The 17,161-nt window shown below is 58.7% G+C and carries 17 protein-coding genes; 8 read left to right on the top strand and 9 right to left on the bottom strand.

Annotation, left to right across the window (positions count from 1 at the left end; translation table 11 throughout):
* Positions 1–165 precede the first annotated feature (165 nt).
* Together rpmA and rplU are read right to left on the bottom strand one after the other, a co-directional pair.
* Positions 166–423, bottom strand: coding sequence for a 50S ribosomal protein L27 (rpmA, locus tag EQV97_RS19975; protein WP_003176049.1), 258 nt, complete (start codon positions 421–423; stop codon positions 166–168).
* A gap of 34 nt (positions 424–457) precedes the next feature.
* Positions 458–772: a 50S ribosomal protein L21 gene (gene rplU / locus EQV97_RS19980; RefSeq protein ID WP_003176051.1), complete on the bottom strand. Its 315-nt coding sequence runs from the start codon at positions 770–772 to the stop codon at positions 458–460.
* A 240-nt stretch (positions 773–1,012) separates the two neighbouring features.
* Between rplU and EQV97_RS19985 the strand changes: the two genes are divergently transcribed.
* From EQV97_RS19985 to EQV97_RS19995, 3 genes are all read left to right on the top strand, one after another.
* Complete coding sequence (locus tag EQV97_RS19985) at positions 1,013–1,981, top strand: polyprenyl synthetase family protein (protein ID WP_045059350.1); 969 nt, start codon at positions 1,013–1,015, stop codon at positions 1,979–1,981.
* 165 nt (positions 1,982–2,146) lie between these two features.
* On the top strand, positions 2,147–2,488 hold the full coding sequence (locus EQV97_RS19990; RefSeq protein WP_240889610.1) for a zinc ribbon domain-containing protein YjdM: 342 nt from the start codon (positions 2,147–2,149) through the stop codon (positions 2,486–2,488).
* A gap of 185 nt (positions 2,489–2,673) precedes the next feature.
* On the top strand, positions 2,674–2,931 hold the full coding sequence (locus EQV97_RS19995; RefSeq protein ID WP_225569602.1) for a hypothetical protein: 258 nt from the start codon (positions 2,674–2,676) through the stop codon (positions 2,929–2,931).
* Positions 2,932–3,060: 129 nt separating this feature from the next.
* Here EQV97_RS19995 and EQV97_RS20000 read toward each other — a convergent pair whose 3' ends face one another.
* The 3 genes from EQV97_RS20000 to EQV97_RS20010 form a co-directional block, all read right to left on the bottom strand.
* Positions 3,061–3,678: an FKBP-type peptidyl-prolyl cis-trans isomerase gene (locus EQV97_RS20000; RefSeq protein WP_225569603.1), complete on the bottom strand. Its 618-nt coding sequence runs from the start codon at positions 3,676–3,678 to the stop codon at positions 3,061–3,063.
* Between the two features lie 121 nt (positions 3,679–3,799).
* Positions 3,800–4,111 carry a DUF6482 family protein gene (locus EQV97_RS20005; RefSeq protein WP_045059346.1) on the bottom strand — a complete coding sequence of 104 codons (312 nt, stop codon included), beginning with the start codon at positions 4,109–4,111 and terminating at the stop codon, positions 3,800–3,802.
* Between the two features lie 229 nt (positions 4,112–4,340).
* A complete protein-coding gene (locus EQV97_RS20010) occupies positions 4,341–4,829 on the bottom strand; it encodes a TIGR00645 family protein (RefSeq protein WP_045059345.1) in 489 nt (162 codons plus the stop codon).
* A gap of 159 nt (positions 4,830–4,988) precedes the next feature.
* Here EQV97_RS20010 and EQV97_RS20015 point away from each other — a divergent pair, with 159 nt between their 5' ends.
* The gene (locus EQV97_RS20015) at positions 4,989–6,830 is read left to right on the top strand and encodes a hypothetical protein (RefSeq protein WP_240889612.1); all 1,842 of its coding nucleotides are present in this window, start codon (positions 4,989–4,991) and stop codon (positions 6,828–6,830) included.
* Here EQV97_RS20015 and EQV97_RS20020 read toward each other — a convergent pair.
* Together EQV97_RS20020 and EQV97_RS20025 are read right to left on the bottom strand one after the other, a co-directional pair.
* Positions 6,824–7,165, bottom strand: coding sequence for a hypothetical protein (locus EQV97_RS20020; protein WP_045059343.1), 342 nt, complete (start codon positions 7,163–7,165; stop codon positions 6,824–6,826). The two genes, EQV97_RS20015 and EQV97_RS20020, sit on opposite strands and share 7 nt — an antisense overlap.
* A 316-nt stretch (positions 7,166–7,481) precedes the next feature.
* Complete coding sequence (locus EQV97_RS20025) at positions 7,482–9,920, bottom strand: ATP-binding protein (RefSeq protein WP_045059342.1); 2,439 nt, start codon at positions 9,918–9,920, stop codon at positions 7,482–7,484.
* A gap of 273 nt (positions 9,921–10,193) precedes the next feature.
* On the opposite strand from EQV97_RS20025, the gene EQV97_RS20030 reads away from it, so the two are divergent.
* The 4 genes from EQV97_RS20030 to EQV97_RS20045 all read left to right on the top strand — a co-directional run bounded on the left by EQV97_RS20030 (position 10,194) and on the right by EQV97_RS20045 (position 13,673).
* Positions 10,194–10,682 carry a DUF3015 domain-containing protein gene (locus tag EQV97_RS20030; RefSeq protein WP_045059341.1) on the top strand — a complete coding sequence of 163 codons (489 nt, stop codon included), beginning with the start codon at positions 10,194–10,196 and terminating at the stop codon, positions 10,680–10,682.
* A 92-nt stretch (positions 10,683–10,774) separates the two neighbouring features.
* A complete protein-coding gene (locus EQV97_RS20035; RefSeq protein WP_225569605.1) occupies positions 10,775–12,628 on the top strand; it encodes a DUF4105 domain-containing protein in 1,854 nt (617 codons plus the stop codon).
* A gap of 123 nt (positions 12,629–12,751) precedes the next feature.
* The gene (locus EQV97_RS20040; protein WP_045059339.1) at positions 12,752–13,108 is read left to right on the top strand and encodes a hypothetical protein; all 357 of its coding nucleotides are present in this window, start codon (positions 12,752–12,754) and stop codon (positions 13,106–13,108) included.
* A 70-nt stretch (positions 13,109–13,178) separates the two neighbouring features.
* Positions 13,179–13,673, top strand: a complete 495-nt coding sequence (locus tag EQV97_RS20045) for a GreA/GreB family elongation factor (protein WP_122838989.1) — start codon at positions 13,179–13,181, stop codon at positions 13,671–13,673.
* Here the strand turns inward: EQV97_RS20045 and gdhA are convergent.
* Positions 13,670–15,007, bottom strand: coding sequence for an NADP-specific glutamate dehydrogenase (gene gdhA / locus EQV97_RS20050; RefSeq protein ID WP_240889614.1), 1,338 nt, complete (start codon positions 15,005–15,007; stop codon positions 13,670–13,672). The genes EQV97_RS20045 and gdhA overlap by 4 nt on opposite strands.
* A 369-nt stretch (positions 15,008–15,376) precedes the next feature.
* On the bottom strand, positions 15,377–17,041 hold the full coding sequence (gene ettA, locus EQV97_RS20055) for an energy-dependent translational throttle protein EttA (RefSeq protein ID WP_045059336.1): 1,665 nt from the start codon (positions 17,039–17,041) through the stop codon (positions 15,377–15,379).
* Positions 17,042–17,161: the final 120 nt, after the last annotated feature.

A 17,161-nucleotide genomic window follows, 5' to 3' on the forward strand; every position in this document is an offset into this window, starting at 1 on the left:
GCCGAAAAAATCCAGACATAAGACTCTTGCAAAAATGAGCGCAGCGACCTCAATCAACGACCGCAAATCCAGCGCTGGAGCTCATTACAAACAGCTTTGCAAGAGACTCACCCCACAAACGAAAAAGCCCCGTCGCGAGACAGGGCTTTTCCAGCGATCGCGCAATTAAGCTGCGACAACGCTCACGTAACGGCGGTTGAAAGCGCCCTTTACTTCAAACTTGATCACGCCTTCGATTTTCGCGAAGAGGGTGTGATCCTTACCCATGCCAACGCCATAACCGGCGTGGAATTGGGTGCCGCGCTGACGCACGATGATGTTGCCCGGAATGATCTTCTGGCCGCCATACATCTTCACGCCAAGGCGTTTGGCTTCTGAGTCGCGACCGTTACGGGTACTACCACCAGCTTTTTTGTGTGCCATGAGTCAATTCTCCTAGTGAGGAATTAGGCTGAAATTAAGCCTGAATACCGGTGATTTTGATCTCGGTGTACCACTGGCGGTGGCCCATACGCTTCATGTGGTGCTTACGACGACGGAACTTGATGATACGGACTTTATCGTGACGACCTTGGGAGATCACTTCAGCCACAACGGTAGCGCCAGCAACAACTGGAGCGCCGATATTCACGTCGTCGCCATTGGCAACCAACAGAACGCGATCAAAAGTAACGGATTCGCCGGTAGCGATTTCCAGTTTTTCGATCTTCAGGTATTCACCTGGAGCAACTTTGTACTGCTTGCCACCAGTAACGATTACTGCATAAGACATGGTATTTCTCCGATAATCCTGCTCACCCAGCTCTTTATAAGAAGAGGTATTGGCTGGCATGGCTGCATTGGGCTGGAAGGCCCGATTGCAATTGCGTAAGGCAGGTGCTGCCCAGGAAGTTCAGGGTGCGCGATTGTACGCAAGCTGCCGGGCTGATGCAAGAGGCCGTCCATCGTGCCTTGACACCCGCCGACGTGGGTCCTAGCATGCCGCGCAACCCTTCTGGAGCAACTGTCGCTGATGCAACCCCAAGCTTTCTACCGCGCGGTGGCGGACGATTTTAGCGCCGTCGACGGCATCATCAAGAAGCAGCTGACTTCCCGAGTGCCGCTGGTATCGAAAATCGGCGATTACATTACCTCGGCTGGCGGCAAACGCCTGCGGCCTTTATTAGTGTTGCTGTGTGGCAAGGCCCTTGGCCGCGAAGGCGATGACATGCGTCTGCTGGCCGCGACCATCGAGTTCCTGCACACCGCCACACTGCTGCATGACGACGTGGTCGACATGTCCGGCATGCGCCGTGGCCGCTCGACCGCCAACGCCATGTGGGGCAACGCCCCGAGCGTACTGGTGGGCGACTTCCTGTATTCGCGCTCCTTCGAAATGATGGTCGAACTGGGCTCCATGCCGGTGATGAAAATCCTTTCGCAAGCGACCCGCATCATCGCCGAAGGCGAAGTGTTGCAGCTGTCGAAGGTCCGCGACGCCAGCACCACCGAAGAAACCTACATGGAAGTCATCCGCGGCAAGACCGCCATGCTCTTCGAGGCCTCGACCCACAGCGCTGCGGCCCTGGCAGGTGCGACACCGGAGCAGAGCGAAGCCCTGCGCACTTTCGGTGATCACCTGGGGGTTGCCTTCCAGCTGGTCGACGACCTGCTCGACTACAAGGGCGATGCCGAGACCCTGGGCAAGAACGTCGGCGACGACCTCGCTGAAGGCAAGCCGACCCTGCCGCTGATCTACACCATGCGCGAAGGTACGCCGGAACAGGCGGCCCTGGTGCGCAAGGCGATCCAGAAAGGCGGTATCGAAGACCTGGAAAGCATCCGCGAAGCAGTGGAGGCCTCGGGCTCGCTGGAATACACAGCGCAACTGGCACGGGACTACGTAGCCCGCGCGATCAAATGCCTCGAGGCGCTGCCAGCCAGCGAATACCGCGATGCATTGGTTGAATTGAGCGAGTTTGCAGTAGCCCGCACGCATTAAAGGCAAACGCAAAATCAAAAGATCGCAGCCTTCGGCAGCTCCTACAGGTGTACACAAAAACCTGTAGGAGCTGCCGAAGGCTGCGATCTTTTGCCGTGACACCCTCTTCGAACAAAACCCTATATAATGTGCGACTTTTAGCGATCCTCAATCCAAGGAGCCCTAGTGAGCACGTTGCCACCCTGCCCGAAATGCAATTCCGAATACACCTACGAAGACGGCGCACAGCTGATCTGCCCTGAGTGTGCCCACGAGTGGCCGACTGGCGGCGAAACCGAAGTGGCGGCCGATGACACCGTGAAGAAAGATTCGGTCGGCAACGTACTGCAGGACGGCGATACCATCACCGTAATCAAGGACCTCAAGGTCAAGGGCACTTCGCTGGTGGTTAAGGTCGGCACCAAGGTCAAGAACATACGCCTGTGCGATGGCGACCACGATATCGATTGCAAAATTGACGGCATTGGCCCGATGAAACTCAAATCCGAGTTCGTCAGAAAAGTCTGATCCTGCTGTAGCCCATCCTGCGCTCTGCGCCGGATGGCGCCCCTCCCCCCGCGATGGCCAGGCGCCAGCCATATTGACCTTACGCAATCTTTACCCGGAAAAAAGCGCAAACCGCCAATAGGCCCTTGCTATTTGATGAATAAGAATTATTCTCATTGAACCCCAAATCAATGGAAATGAGACTGATGACTTATTTGATCGATGCCTGGCTTGACCGTCCACACCCTTACCTCAGGATCCTGCATCGGGAAACCGGAGAAGTCTGTGCGGTGCTTGAAGAAGAAGCCCTGAACGAACTGCAGGACCAAGGGGATCTGGACGTCAACGGCCTGAGCTCCAGCGAACCGGTCGTACTCAAGGAGCTGGTGCGCAACCTGTTTCTGTTCTGCTACGCCCGGGCATTGCGCCCTGCGAATGAACTGCAGCACAAGATCGAAATATGACCTGTACGATAAAAACTGTGGGAGCCAGCCTGCTGGCGATGGTGTCAACTCGGTCTTGAACAAAACCCGGTCGCCCCATCGCCAGCAGCCTGGCTCCCACATTAGCCTGTCACAGGGACAGGCATAGGCTTACAGAACGTCGAGCAGCTCGACGTCGAACACCAGAACGCTGTGCGGCGCAATGCTGCCAACGCCTTGAGCGCCGTAGGCCAATTCGCTCGGCACGTACAGACGCCATTTGCTACCAGCGTTCATCAGTTGCAGGGCTTCGGTCCAGCCAGCGATCACGCCGCCAACCGGAAATTCTGCAGGCTGGCCGCGCTCGTAGGAGCTGTCGAACACAGTGCCGTCGATCAAGGTGCCGTGGTAGTGAGTACGCACCTGGTCTTCACGGGTTGGCTTGGCGCCTTCGCCTTGGGTCAACACTTCGTATTGCAGGCCCGAAGCCAGGGTGGTGATGCCGTCACGCTTGGCGTTTTCAGCCAGGAAAGCCAGGCCTTCGCCTGCTGCAGCTTCAGCCTTGGCAGCGGCTTCGGCTTGCATGATTTCGCGAATGACCTTGAAGCTGGCGGACATTTCTTCCTGGCCTACACGGCTTTCCTTGCCAGAAAAAGCGTCGGTCAGACCTGCCAGGATCGCGTCCAGGCTAATGCCTGGTGGCGGGTTGTCGCGCAGCTGGTCGCCCAGCTGACGGCCGATACCGTAGCTGACGCGGGTTTCGTCGGTGGACAGATTTACTTCGGACATGACACTGCTCCGCTGTGCGGACGGCCCCGGAACATGCCGTGCGTACACAGCGCGTCCCGGAGCGCCCGGAACCAAAAGGGCCAGCAGACTAGCACAGTTGCCAATCGGTTGATCAGAGCACTCAGCCCTGCCAGGCAGAACGGAAGGCGATCGGCACCTTCAGGCTCTCCTCGGCACTGGCGCCCAGGCCGCACATTTCGTCATGTACCGAGGTGTGCACCAGGTTGAATGGCAAGGTGGGGAAAGCATGCAGCACTTCACGGGCATGCTCCACCGAGCGCAGATGAAGCACTTTGCCGTGGGCATCACTCAAGGGATAGGCTGCGCCGTGCATGCGCGCCTCCAACAGGTAGATGCCGCCTTCAAGGGAAATCAGGTTCAGCTCATCGACCTTGTGGGCGATGGCAAAGGCATTGAGCTCTTGCAGGTTCATTGATGCACCTCGAACGGTGGCGGGCCAGGACCTTTACAGGGATAGGCTTCGTCGCTTCAAAGCACAAGCCAAAAACCACACCGCTCGTCCGGTTCACTGCCGGAAACTGCAGGAGCGAGCTCGCTCCGGGCGGCGTTCCGACGGAGAACTCAAGGCCCGCGCTCACTCAGAACTCCCGCGTTATCGTTGAAGTCCATCGCGAGCAAGCTCGCTCCCACAGTGGCCGTGATCAGTGCTTGGTGAGCTTGTCGAGGTAACCCATGGCGAAGGCTGACACCACGAAAGTCATGTGAATGATCACGTACCACTTCAGGTGCTCGGGATCGACGTTCTTGGCGTCCATGAAGATCCGCAGCAGGTGGATCGAGGAAATCGCCACGATCGACGCTGCCACTTTCATCTTCAGCGAAGACGAGTCCATGGTGCCCAGCCAGTTGAGCTTCTCTTTGTGGTCGTCGATGTCCAGTTGGGAAACGAAGTTCTCGTACCCGGAAATCATCACCATCACCAGCAGGCCACCCACCAGCGCCATGTCGATCAGCGACAGCAGCACCAGGATCACATCCGATTCGGCCATCGAGAACACGCTGGGAATGACGTGGAAGACCTCCTGAAAGAACTTCAGCCCCAAAGCCAGCAATCCCAACGACAAGCCGAAATAGATTGGCGCCAGCAGCCAGCGCGAGGCGTACATTGCATTTTCGATAAAGCGTTCCATTAAATCTCACACCTGGGCTGAAATGGTCGCGAGTATAACAGTCCGCTGTTACACCCAGAAATCGGCGGAAAATCCACAACCTGCGCATATGTGACAAGTTTTTTCTGCTAGTGTCGAAACAATTGACAGCTCAGCGACATCGGACAGGAAGACGGGAAAATGGATGTGCGATTGCCTTTAACGGGCGCCGGAATGTGCCTGGCTTTACTGATGAGCGCCTGCTCGCCCAGCGATGAAAAAGCCCAGGTCAGCCTCGAAGAAAAAACGGCCCGGTTCGAAAAGTCCCTGGACGCCATCGAAGACCCCAAACTCAAGGATGCCGTCGCTCAATTGGGTGGCTCGCTGCTATTGCTCGAACGTGCGCAACTCAAGCTCGACAGCAAGCCGCTGGAAACCGAATACAGCGACGATGCACTCGCCGTGCTCAAGCACTACCCAACCCCCCAGGCGCTGGTCGACACCTACATCAACGGCCTGTTCGTCCTGCACAAGGATTCCAGCTCCGACTACCTGACCGACCTGCAGCCGGTGTTCCCCTTCAACTTCAACATTCCGGATAGCTTCGTGTTCCCCCATGGCGTGGAATGGCTGTCGGTGACACTGAGCAACAAACGCGTCATCGGGTTCCAGCCGGAGTGGTCGGAGACCGATCCCGGCATCCAGTTGAGCCCCTCGAGCTCCAACCTGACCAATCCTGATGACCTGACCATCACCTATCCCTTCATCGATGGTCTTGACGTCGACAACAAGCACCAGCCTCAGCCCGTCAGCCTGCAGGGCAAAGTGGAAGTGATCGCGCCCCGTCGGCTGTACAGCTTCGATCTGACTAAAAAGGACGTCGGCCAGACTCGCAGTAACGACAACCTCAGCGTCAAATTGCTGAAGCTTGAAAAGAATTACGCCGAGATCGAGTTCAGCAATAGCGCCCCTATGGCTCCCGAGGTAGCTGACACGCCCCTGAATCCATTGATCGTCCAGGCCAGGGACAGCACCGGGCAGTTTCTCTCGCGTTCGGGCTCGATTAACGAGACGGCTGAGCAAATTGCATTTTATCAAAGGCAATTGTCGTTATTGCAGCAGCAGAAAGCCTGGAGCGAGGCGTTGGAGAAACAACTCGAATCGCAGCAGCAGGCCTTTGAGAAGCAGCAAACCAGGCATTACTCGAAAGTCTATTTCAACGGGCCGATCGATACCCTGGAAGTCAGCGTACTGGATTTCTCCACCGCCACAGTGACCCGCAAGGACCTCGATTTGCCGGTACGCCGGTTCGATCCTCGCACCACGGAAAAAACCATCCAGTCCCTTGAGCTGCCAGTGGTGGTGTACGACGACCAGGCTGCGAACTGGCTCAAAGGCGCGACCCTCAGTGAAGACCAACTGAAAAAAGGCGTGAGCATTCGTCAGTCGGTCGATGACCCGAGCGCCGCGCAGATCGAGTTCGATCACAGGAGAAGTTTCAACGACGAACTGCTGGGCAGCTCCTTCAACCCCGGTGACAGCCCGGTCAGCTTTTTCACCGAAGACGCCAGTGGCAAACGTGACGAGCCGATCGAATTGCCACCCGAAGCGTTCCAGGTCGATCCTCTGCGCGGCACCATCACCTATGACCTGAACCTGTTCCCGGAGACGCCTGCCTATGCCGTAGGCTCGATCCCGCTGTTCCTGGCCAGCATCGAGAAGAAAACCCTGGACGCTGGTCAACTGCCCAAGGGCCTGGAGCTCAAAGGCAATGCCCTGCTGGTCGACCTGAAGGAATTCCCGGAGCAGGACTGGCGTTTCTACGCCCGGGACGACAGTGGTAATTACCTGAAGGAAATACTTGCGGTGAGTCACGATGCGAGCCCGGAGGGCCCGGCTTTGACGGGCGTGCACTACTTCTATGGCCGGCCTGCCCGCCTGGAAACCTATCAGCGGATCGACCTCACCACCGTGCAATATGGGTTTGAGGTCAAGCTCGACAAGGCTGATACCGCCAGCCTTGATCAATCGCCCACTCAGTGATCCGGGCGGAACTCGAAACCGGCCAGGTTGCGCGTACGTCCGCCATTGATTTCCCGCAGTTGGGCTTGCAAGTGCAGGCACCAGATTTGCGGGTCGTCGGCCAGTTGATAACCATGCAAGGTCAGGCTTTCAACGATAGTGTCGAGGATTGATTCAGCCACAAATGGGCCATGAAAAGGTCCCTGTGCCTTGATGGCAGAAGGTTGTTCGCCCGCCATTCCGGCAGCAAACAGCAAGGTCCACATGCCCTTGTCTCCCGCCAGAGGTCGCACGGCGCATTCGATACGGGTTACAAGGCCCAGGCATTGTCGGGTGAGGCAGAGGTTGCGCGACATGGCGGCGACCCTCGGTAGATCCGGTATTCAGCCTCCATCAGAAGACTGTTTCGATCCAGTGATACTGTCGATATCCTTGACCTGAGAATAGAAGAAAAGTCTGGAAAGCATGCCAGGTAGAACCACAAGGCGCCGAGTGGTCATTGTGTGAATATTGGCGCCAGAGTGATGGCACTTCGCACAGATTAATCGGATGCACATGCGGGAGCGAGCCTGCTCGCGATGGCGGCGTGTCATGCAGAACATAAGCTGGTTGACACTCCGTCATCGCGAACAGGCTCGCTCCCACAGTAAGTGGTGAAACCTCAGGGGCCTGTCAGGCCGGCTTGGCCTCCACCAAGGCTTCCTGCGCCGCTTCCTTCTCCGCCTCCCTCATGTCCTCTTCGCTGATCATTTCCGCAATCACCCGCAGGCGCTCCACTACCCGGGCGTTGACGCTGCCCTCCGGGAACTCGCCATTCTCGTCCGGTGCACCGGCGGGTTCGCCGACCAGCAGGCTCAGGGCCTCATCGGCCTGGCGCACTGCGTACACATGGAACTGACCGGCGCGCACCGCCGCCAGGACCTTCTCATCGAGCATCAGCGTGGCCACGTTGGCCTGCGGAATGATTGCACCTTGTTCACCCGTCAGGCCGCGGGCCTCGCAGAGTCGGAAGAAGCCCTCGATCTTCTCGTTGACCCCGCCCACCGCCTGCACTTCACCGAACTGGTTGATCGAGCCGGTGATCGCAAAGCACTGCTTGAGCGGTGTTTTCGACAACGCCGAAATCAGCGTGCAAGCTTCGCCCAGCGACGCGCTGTCCCCGTCCACGTAACCGTAGGATTGCTCCAGCGCGATGCTCGCGGAAATCGCCAGCGGAAACTCCTGGGCGTAGCGGCTACCGAGGTAACCGGTAAGGATCATTACGCCCTTGGAGTGAATCGGCTGGCCCAGATTGACCTCACGCTCGATGTCGACGATGCCGCTGCCACCCGGGTAAACCGTGGCAGAAATACGCGCTGGCACACCGAAGGCCGAATCGCCGACTTCCAGCACCGTCAGGCCGTTGCACTTGCCCACGGCCGCACCATCGGTATCGATCAGGATAATTCCGGCCAGCATGTCATCGAGGATTCTCGCCGAGACGCGCCCGGTACGGGTGGCCTTGGCCTTGAGGGCTCGTTCGATATGCCCGGCGTCGGTCATTTCATCCGCCGCCAGGTGACGAATGAAATCCGCCTCGCTGACCAACTGGAACAGGTCGCCAATCCGCGCCGACAAGCGCCCCTGGTGTTCAGCCAGACGCGCGCTGTAGGTCGCCAGGCGCGCCACCGCATCGGCAGTCAAGGGCGCCATGCCCTCTTCCGAGGTGCGGGTTTTCAGCAATTGGGCAAACTGTTCCAGGCTTTCGTCGACCATCGGAATGTCTTCGTCGAAATCCACCAGCACGCGGAACATCTCCTGGAAGTCTGGATCGAGGTCCTGCAGCGTGTAGTACAGCTGCCGAGCCCCGATGATGACGACCTTGACCTGCAACGGGATGTTTTGCGGGGTCAGCGTCACGGTGGCCAGGCGGCCCAGCTCACCCAGTGGCGATTCCATCTTCAGCTTGCGCGACTGCAGGGCACGCTTGAGCGCATCCCATACGAATGGCTCGCTGAGCATTTTCTCCGCTTCCAGGATGAGAAAACCGCCGTTGGCGCGGTGCAGTGCACCCGGGCGCAGCTGCCGATACGTGGTGTAGAGCGCGCCCTGGTCAGTGCTGTACTCGATGCGCCCGAACAGGTTTTCATAAGTCGGGTGCGGCTCGAACACCACCGGTGCGCCGCCGCTGGCCGAATGACCGACCACCAGGCTCGGGGCGTATTGTTCTTCCAGCATCTTGCGGGCGACAGCGTCGATCTTGCTGTCGTCGACCAATTGCTCGACAACCGTTTTCAGCAGGTAGACCTGCATCGCCTGCAGGTAACCGCAGACCGCCGCGTTCTCGGCATACTTCTCCGACAACGGTGACAGCAATGGCTGCAAGGCCAGGGTGATGGTTTCTTCATTGAGGTGGCGCAGTTGATTGCTCGACTCACGCTTCCATTGCGGCAGGCTGGCGAGCTCTTCGTTGAGCCGTTCCTCGAGGCCGGAAATGTCATCGTGAAAACGCTCGCGATCGGCTTCGGGCAGTTGGGCGAACTCTGCTTCGTCCAGGGCCTTTCCATCCCCCATCGGGGTGAACGCAATGTTGCTGGCGTCGCGGTACAGCGCGACGTCCTTCTCCAGCGCCAGGCGCTCAATGATATCCAGCGCCTTGTCGTAGCGCTGGTTGAATGCACGATCGATGGCACTTTTCTTTTGCTGGTAGGACGGGTGTTCAAACACCGCAGGGAACGTCGCCACCAGATTGTCGATCAAGGTGTTGATATCGCCGATAAACGCGCCGGCGGTGCCTGAAGGCAGTTCCAGGGCCCGGGGTTCGCGCGGTTCGTCGAAATTGTTGACATAGACCCAGTCTGCCGGGGTCTGCAGGCGTTTGCCTTCGGCTTTCAGGTAGCGTTTGACGAACGAGAACCGGCCAGTGCCGGGCTCACCCATGACAAATACGTTGTAGCCGGGGCGCGGCATGGCCACGCCGAACTGCAATGCTTCGACCGCACGTTCCTGGCCAAGCACTCCGCGAAAGGGCTCCAGATCATTGGTGGTAGAGAAGCTGAACTGTTCAGCGGAAAACGGACGGGTCAGCGCTTCGGGCGCTAGACGCAAGCTGGCAGCAACAGGATCAGGCATCGGGCTTCCTTACATCAGGCGGGGCAGATAGCGGCATTCTGGCGCTGCCTCCACCCCACTTGCAAGGCGCGCCTTCAGTCAAAGCATAGCCAAACCGCCATCGCCAGCCTGGCCGGGGCTAAATCGATGTTTTGACGAATATTTAGCAAAAAGTAACGGAACCCTTGGAACGTGCCTAAACTCCAAACTGCGCGGCTGGAACAATAACCGGCCCACTGGCGCCAGATCGGGCCAGACCCTGTCCATTGGTATGCACATAAAGAGAACAAAGCTATGAAACGGATTCTTCTCGGTACTCTCTTCACCGCTGTATCCATCAACGCCATGGCTCAGGCGCCAGGCGGTCCGGATTGCGGTTGGGGCAACATGCTGTTCGAAGGTCAGCGTGGCACCCCGGCTCACTTCCTGGCATCCACCACCAACGGCACTTCCGGTAACGCAACGTTCGGTATGACATCGGGTACCAACGGTTGCTCGACTAACGCGTCGCTGACCTATGGCGGCAAATCCTGGCTGGCCATGAATGGCATGATGAATGAGTTGTCCGAAGACATGGCTAAAGGCAACGGCGAAGCGCTGACGACCTATGCCGTGGTACTGGGCGTGGCGCCGGAAGATCGTGAGCATTTTGCAGCAGTTACCCACGAGCACTTCCAGCAGATCTTCAGCAAGGCAGATGTGACCGCTGAAGACGTGCATACCAACACCCTGTCCGTTATCAAGAACGATGCTCGCCTGGCCAAATACGCCACTCAAGCATAAGCTCGACCCACCCGCTCCTCTCGGGGGGCGGGTTTTATTTTTTGGACCTGCGCCCCCTTGGGTCTTTGTTTCTTTCCATTAAGTTGCCCACTATGCTCAAACGCCTTGCCTGGTTGGCGCTCTGTGCCTGCGCCCCGCTGTCCGCCGCGCCAAACATCGACTCTGAACGTTTGCAGCAACTGGCTAACGACCCTTTCTGGATCTCCCTGGGCCACTACGAAACTGCCAAGCTCGGTGGCTGGCGCAGCTATGTCAGTGACCGCAAGTTTTTCCTCGCGCCGGACGGCAACGAACATCCGGACCGCGAACTGGCCGCCACTGTGCAGGCCTTGTACGCCCCGGCAAGCAAAGGCGAACAACACGCACAATGCGTCTACCCGGCACGCACCCGCTGGCTGAAGGCGCAACTGAACCTGACGGACTTGCCGGCCCCGCAATGTGCCGAATTCAAGCAATGGTTCAAGGACGTTTCCCCCGACAGTGCGGTGATGATTTTTCCCGCGGCCTACCTGAACAGCCCGTCGTCGATGTTTGGTCACACCCTGCTGCGCATTGACCAGGCTGGCGTGCAGAGCGACAAGACTTCACTGCTCAGTTATGCGATCAACTTCGGCGCCTACATCGAAGGTTCCGACAACAGCATCCTTTACGCCTGGAAAGGCCTTATGGGGGGCTACCCGGGGCTGTTTGCGCTGGTGCCTTACCAGGAAAAGCTCTCGGAATACCGCAGCCTGGAAAACCGCGACCTGTGGGAATACCGGCTGAACCTTACCCAGGCAGAAACGGCGCGCATGGTCGAGCACGTCTGGGAACTGAAACAGATCCAGTTCGACTATTTTTTCTTCGACGAAAACTGCTCCTATCGCTTGCTTGAACTGCTGCAAGTGGCGCGACCGAGCCTGCGCCTGACCGAACAATTCCCCCTTACGGCCATCCCTACCGACACCGTCAAGGCCGTGAAAGAGGCCGGCCTGGTCGAGTCCATCCAGTATCGTCCGTCCCGGGAGCGTGAGCTGCTGAGCCGTGCCGAGCCGCTGACTGATGAAGAGCAGCAATGGGTACTGAAGGTCAGCGCCGATCAGAAGCAGCTTCAGAGCGCAGATTTCAAGGCACTGCCGCGCGATCGCCAGGCGCTGGTCATCGACGCCGCGTATCGCCTGGAACGTTACCGCGCCAACGGCCAGGAACGCGACCCTGAGCGCTCCCAGCGCAGTTTCGAACTGCTGCGGGCGATCAATCAGAACCCAGCGCCGGCGCTTGATATTGCGCAACCGGGTCTGCCCGAGGACGGTCATGAATCGCGCACCTGGCAGGCCGGCATCGGCACTCGGGGCGATGAAGCCTTCGCCGAGTACGGCTTGCGCATGGCCTACCACGACCTCAACGACAACGCCGAAAGCTTCCCTCTGGGCGCGCAGATCGAAATTCTGCAGATGAAATTGCGCCAGTACGAAGGCAACCGCTGGCAGTTCCAGCAGTTGGACCTGGCGACGATTCGCTCGCTGACCCCGCGCAACGAGCTGCTGCAACCATTGTCCTGGCAAGTCACCGGCGGCCTGGAACGCGTTCCGGGCAAGCACGATGACGAGAACCTGGTCAGTCACGTCAACGGTGGCGGCGGCGGGACCTGGCAATTGAGCGAAGACATGCTCGGGTTTGTCATGGGCACCGTGCGGGTGGAGCACAACAATGACTTCGCCGAATTCATCGCCCCCGCCGCCGGATTTAATACCGGGGTGCTGTGGAAAAACCCCCTGGGTAATTTCAGCCTGGAAACCAAAGGTGATTTTTTCACCAATGGCGAGGTGCGGCGCAGTGTGAGCTTGAATCAGCAGTGGGAGCTGTCGCGAAACCTGGGCCTGCGCCTGAGTGCGCAGCGCGAGTTCAGCCACATGGCATCGCCTGAGAATGAAGTGATGCTTGAGATGAAGTGGTATCACTACTAGATCAAAAGATCGTCCGAAGGCTCGAGCAGCGTTCGGACGATCTTTTGATCTTCCTTTCACATCCCGACAACGAATCGACTTCTAGACTGACTGCATAGGCCGTCGAACGGTCAGGAGTCTGAGATGTGGCGTTGCGCAGGTATGCTGGGATTGCTGCTGTTGTGCGCGGGTTGCCAGTCGACCCACGAAGACCTGATCGCCAAGGGCTATCCGCCTGCCTTCGCCGACGGCTTCGATGACGGTTGCGTCAGTGGTCGTCAGGCGGCCGGGGCGATGACCGGTGAATTTCGCAAAAACGTCCCGCGTTATCTCAAGGACCCGCACTATGCCGAAGGCTGGAGCGATGGCTTTCGCCAGTGCCAGGCGATGCTGGAAAATCAGGATCGCGCAGACTATCGCAGCCACCATTGGGATGACCGCGATAAGGCCTGGCAACAGCAGAAGGACCAGGATGCGGCGCGCGCCTATCGCTCGCAATGAGTCGCTCACGGGCATCCGTCGAAACTAAATGACTGCGACCATGGCCCAAACCCTATAACGGGAGAAAACCATGAGTCGCGCCTTCGTCAATGAAGATAACGCCGCTGCGCAAGCCGATCAGCCTGTCGAACGGCAGGTCAGCGCGCAGCCCAACTACGTCACACCCACCGGACTGACCCAGTTGCAGGCCAAGGTTGCCGAACTGCAGCAGCAGCTCGGCGCTGAGTCGGCCAAGGGAGAACAGGCGAACAAACAGCGCCAGGCGGACCTGCAACGGGATTTACGCTATTTCAACCAGCGCGTGCTCAGCGCGCAGGTGATAACACCCGCGAGCTCGACGCAAAAGGTGCAGATTGGCAGTCGGGTGACGTTTGCCGACGAGCACAACGCTGAACAGACCGTCCAGCTGGTGGGCGAGGATCAGGCGGACGCATCGGCGGGCCTGATCAACTGGGGCTCGCCGCTGGGCCGGGCGCTGCTTGGGGCGCAACTCGGGGATGAGGTGCTGTGGCAACGCCCGGTCGGCGATCAACTGATCGAGATCATCCGCATCGAACCGGCTTAGACCACACCTTGGGCGAGCATGGCATCGGCGACTTTGACGAAGCCGGCGATGTTTGCCCCTTTGACGTAGTTGATCCGGCCATTCTCTTCGCCGTAGTGCACGCAAGCGTGGTGAATCGACTGCATGATGGCGTGCAGTTTGCTGTCCACCTCGCCGCCGGTCCACAGCAGGCGCATGGCGTTCTGCGACATTTCCAGGCCACTTACCGCGACGCCGCCTGCGTTGGAGGCCTTGCCTGGCGCAAACAGAATCCCTGCCTCGATGAACAGGTCCACGGCTTCCAGCGTGGTCGGCATGTTGGCGCCTTCGGCCACGCAGATGCAGCCGTTGCGCAGCAATGCGCGGGCGGCCTCGGCATCGAGTTCATTCTGCGTTGCGCTTGGCAGCGCGATGTCGCAGGTCAGATCCCATGGGCTCTGACCGGCGCGGAACTCGAGGCCGAAGCGCGCAGCCAACTCACTGATTCGCCCGCGCTGGACGTTTTTCAGTTCCAGTACCGCCAACCATTGCTCTTCAGTCAAACCGGCTTCGCAGTACAGCGTGCCCTCGGAGTCCGACAACGAAATGACCTGGCCGCCCAGATCCATGACCTTGCGGGCCGCGTACTGCGCGACGTTGCCAGAACCCGAGATCGCCACGCGCTTGCCTTCGACGGTTGCGCCTTGGCGCTTGAGCATTTCCTCGGCGAAATAGACACAACCGAAACCGGTGGCTTCGGGCCTAATCAGGCTGCCGCCGTAGCTCGGGCCCTTCCCTGTGAGCACGCTGGTGAACTGGTTGCTCAGGCGCTTGTATTGACCGAACAAAAAGCCAATCTCTCGGGCACCGACGCCAATATCGCCCGCCGGCACGTCAACGTCTGCACCGATGTGCCGGTACAGCTCGCTCATGAAGGACTGGCAGAAGCGCATGACTTCAGCATCGCTTTTGCCTTTGGGGTCGAAGTCCGAGCCGCCCTTGCCGCCCCCCATGGGCAACGAGGTCAGGGAGTTCTTGAACGTCTGTTCGAACGCGAGGAATTTCAGCACTCCCAGGTTCACTGACGGATGGAAGCGCAGACCGCCCTTGTACGGACCGATGGCACTGTTCATCTGGATGCGGAAGCCCCGATTGACCTGCACCTTGCCGTGATCGTCGACCCATGACACACGAAACACCACCGCCCGCTCCGGCTCACAGATACGCTCCAGGATGCCGGAAGTGAGGTAGTGCGGGTTGGCTTCCAGGAACGGCCAGAGGCTGCGCAAGACTTCTTCCACAGCCTGGTGAAACTCGGGCTGGTCGGGGTCACGTTTTTTCAGGCGGGCAAGGAAGGATTCAACGGATTCGATCATGGAAAGTCTCGGCAAATTTATTGTCGTTGGAGAGATTGAGCCGGACTTTAACAAACGAATCGCGCACAGGAACAGCGCAACATGTCGCCTTTATGAAATTAAATGGTGCGCAGGATATAAATAAGTCTGTTTTTCGGCCGTTTTTGCACCTGAATAGGGAGATCGACTCGACGCAATGCACCAACAGTTACACCGCCATCGCTAGCAGGCTAGCTCCCACGGGGATGGGTGGTGAATCGAGATTTATTGCCTGCACAACACTTTGTGGGAGCTGGCCTGCCGGCGATGAATTCCACTCGGTATCCCAGAAAAACAGAGCAAAAAAAACGGAGCCTGAAGGCTCCGTTCTTTCATGCAACCAACCCCGAATCAGGCCAGTTTCTTGTGCCGTACACGATGCGGCTGGGCAGCGGCTTCGCCAAGACGCTTTTTGCGATCGGCTTCGTACTCGGTGTAGTTACCTTCGAAGAACACTGCTTGCGAGTCATCTTCGTACGCCAGGATGTGCGTCGCGACGCGGTCCAGGAACCACCGATCGTGAGAGATCACAATGGCGGCGCCCGGGAAGTCCAGCAGGGCTTCTTCGAGGGAACGCAGGGTTTCAACGTCGAGGTCGTTGGACGGTTCGTCGAGCAGCAGGACGTTGCCACCCTCCTTCAGGGTCAGGGCCAGGTGCAGGCGACCGCGCTCACCACCGGACAGGTCCTTGACGAACTTCTGCTGATCGCCACCCTTGAAGTTGAAGCGACCCACGTAGGTACGCGACGGGATCTCGTAGTTGCCGATGCGGATCTGGTCGGAACCGTCGGAGATTTGCTGGAATACCGTCTTGCTGCCATCCAGGTCCTCACGGCTCTGGTCAACGCAAGCCAGCTGCACGGTTTCGCCGACTTCGATAGTGCCCGAATCCGGAGTCTCCTTGCCCATCAACATGCGGAACAGCGTGGATTTACCCGCGCCGTTACCGCCGATCACACCCACGATGGCGCCTTTGGGCATGGAGAACGACAGGTTGTCGATCAGCACGCGATCGCCGTAACCCTTGGAGACGTTCTTGAACTCGATGACCTTGTCACCCAGGCGCGGACCGGCCGGGATGTAGATCTCGTTGGTTTCGCTGCGCTTCTGGAATTCCTGCGACTGCATTTCTTCGAAGCGTTGCAGACGAGCCTTGGACTTGGACTGGCGGGCCTTGGCGCCTTTGCGCACCCACTCCAGCTCTTCCTTCATGGCTTTTTCATGGGCCGACTGCTGCTTGGATTCTGCAGCCAGACGATTGGACTTGGCTTCAAGCCAGCCCGAATAGTTGCCCTCGTACGGGATACCGGCGCCGCGGTCGAGTTCGAGAATCCAGCCGGCAACGTTGTCCAGGAAGTACCGGTCGTGCGTGATCGCTACCACGGTGCCCGGGAAGTCATGGAGGAAGTGCTCCAGCCAGGCGACGGAATCGGCGTCCAGGTGGTTGGTCGGTTCGTCCAGCAGCAACATGTCCGGGGCCGACAACAGCAGGCGGCACAGGGCCACACGACGTTTTTCACCACCGGAGAGGAATTCGACCTTGGCGTCCCAGGCGGGCAAACGCAGTGCATCGGCCGCCACTTCCAGCTGACGATCCAGGTTGTGACCATCGCTGGCCTGCAGAATCGCCTCGAGCTTGGCCTGTTCGGCAGCCAGCTTGTCGAAGTCGGCATCTTCCTCGGCGTAAGCGGCGTAGACCTCGTCCAGGCGAGCCTGGGCGTTCTTGATCACGCTGACTGCTTCCTCGACCACTTCACGCACGGTCTTGGTCGGATCCAGGATCGGTTCCTGCGGCAGGTAGCCGATGTTCAGTTCAGGCATCGGACGGGCTTCGCCCTCGAATTCGGTGTCGACGCCCGCCATGATTTTCAGCAGCGTGGACTTACCCGAACCGTTGAGGCCGAGCACGCCGATCTTGGCGCCAGGGAAGAAGGACAGCGAAATGTTTTTCAGGATTTCCCGCTTCGGCGGAACAACTTTTCCCAGCCGATGCATGGTGAAGACGTATTGAGCCATGGAGAACCTTGGGTCAGTGACAGATGAATGATTGGAGCGCGGGCGAGGCCCGGCCAGACCGTGCGCGCTGACCGCTTGATAGGGACCAATGCGTGCGCGCTGAAGAAAGTCTGATTCTAG

The sequence above is a fragment of the Pseudomonas sp. TMW22090 genome, from assembly GCF_022496665.1.
Taxonomy (GTDB): Bacteria; Pseudomonadota; Gammaproteobacteria; order Pseudomonadales; family Pseudomonadaceae; genus Aquipseudomonas; species Aquipseudomonas gregormendelii.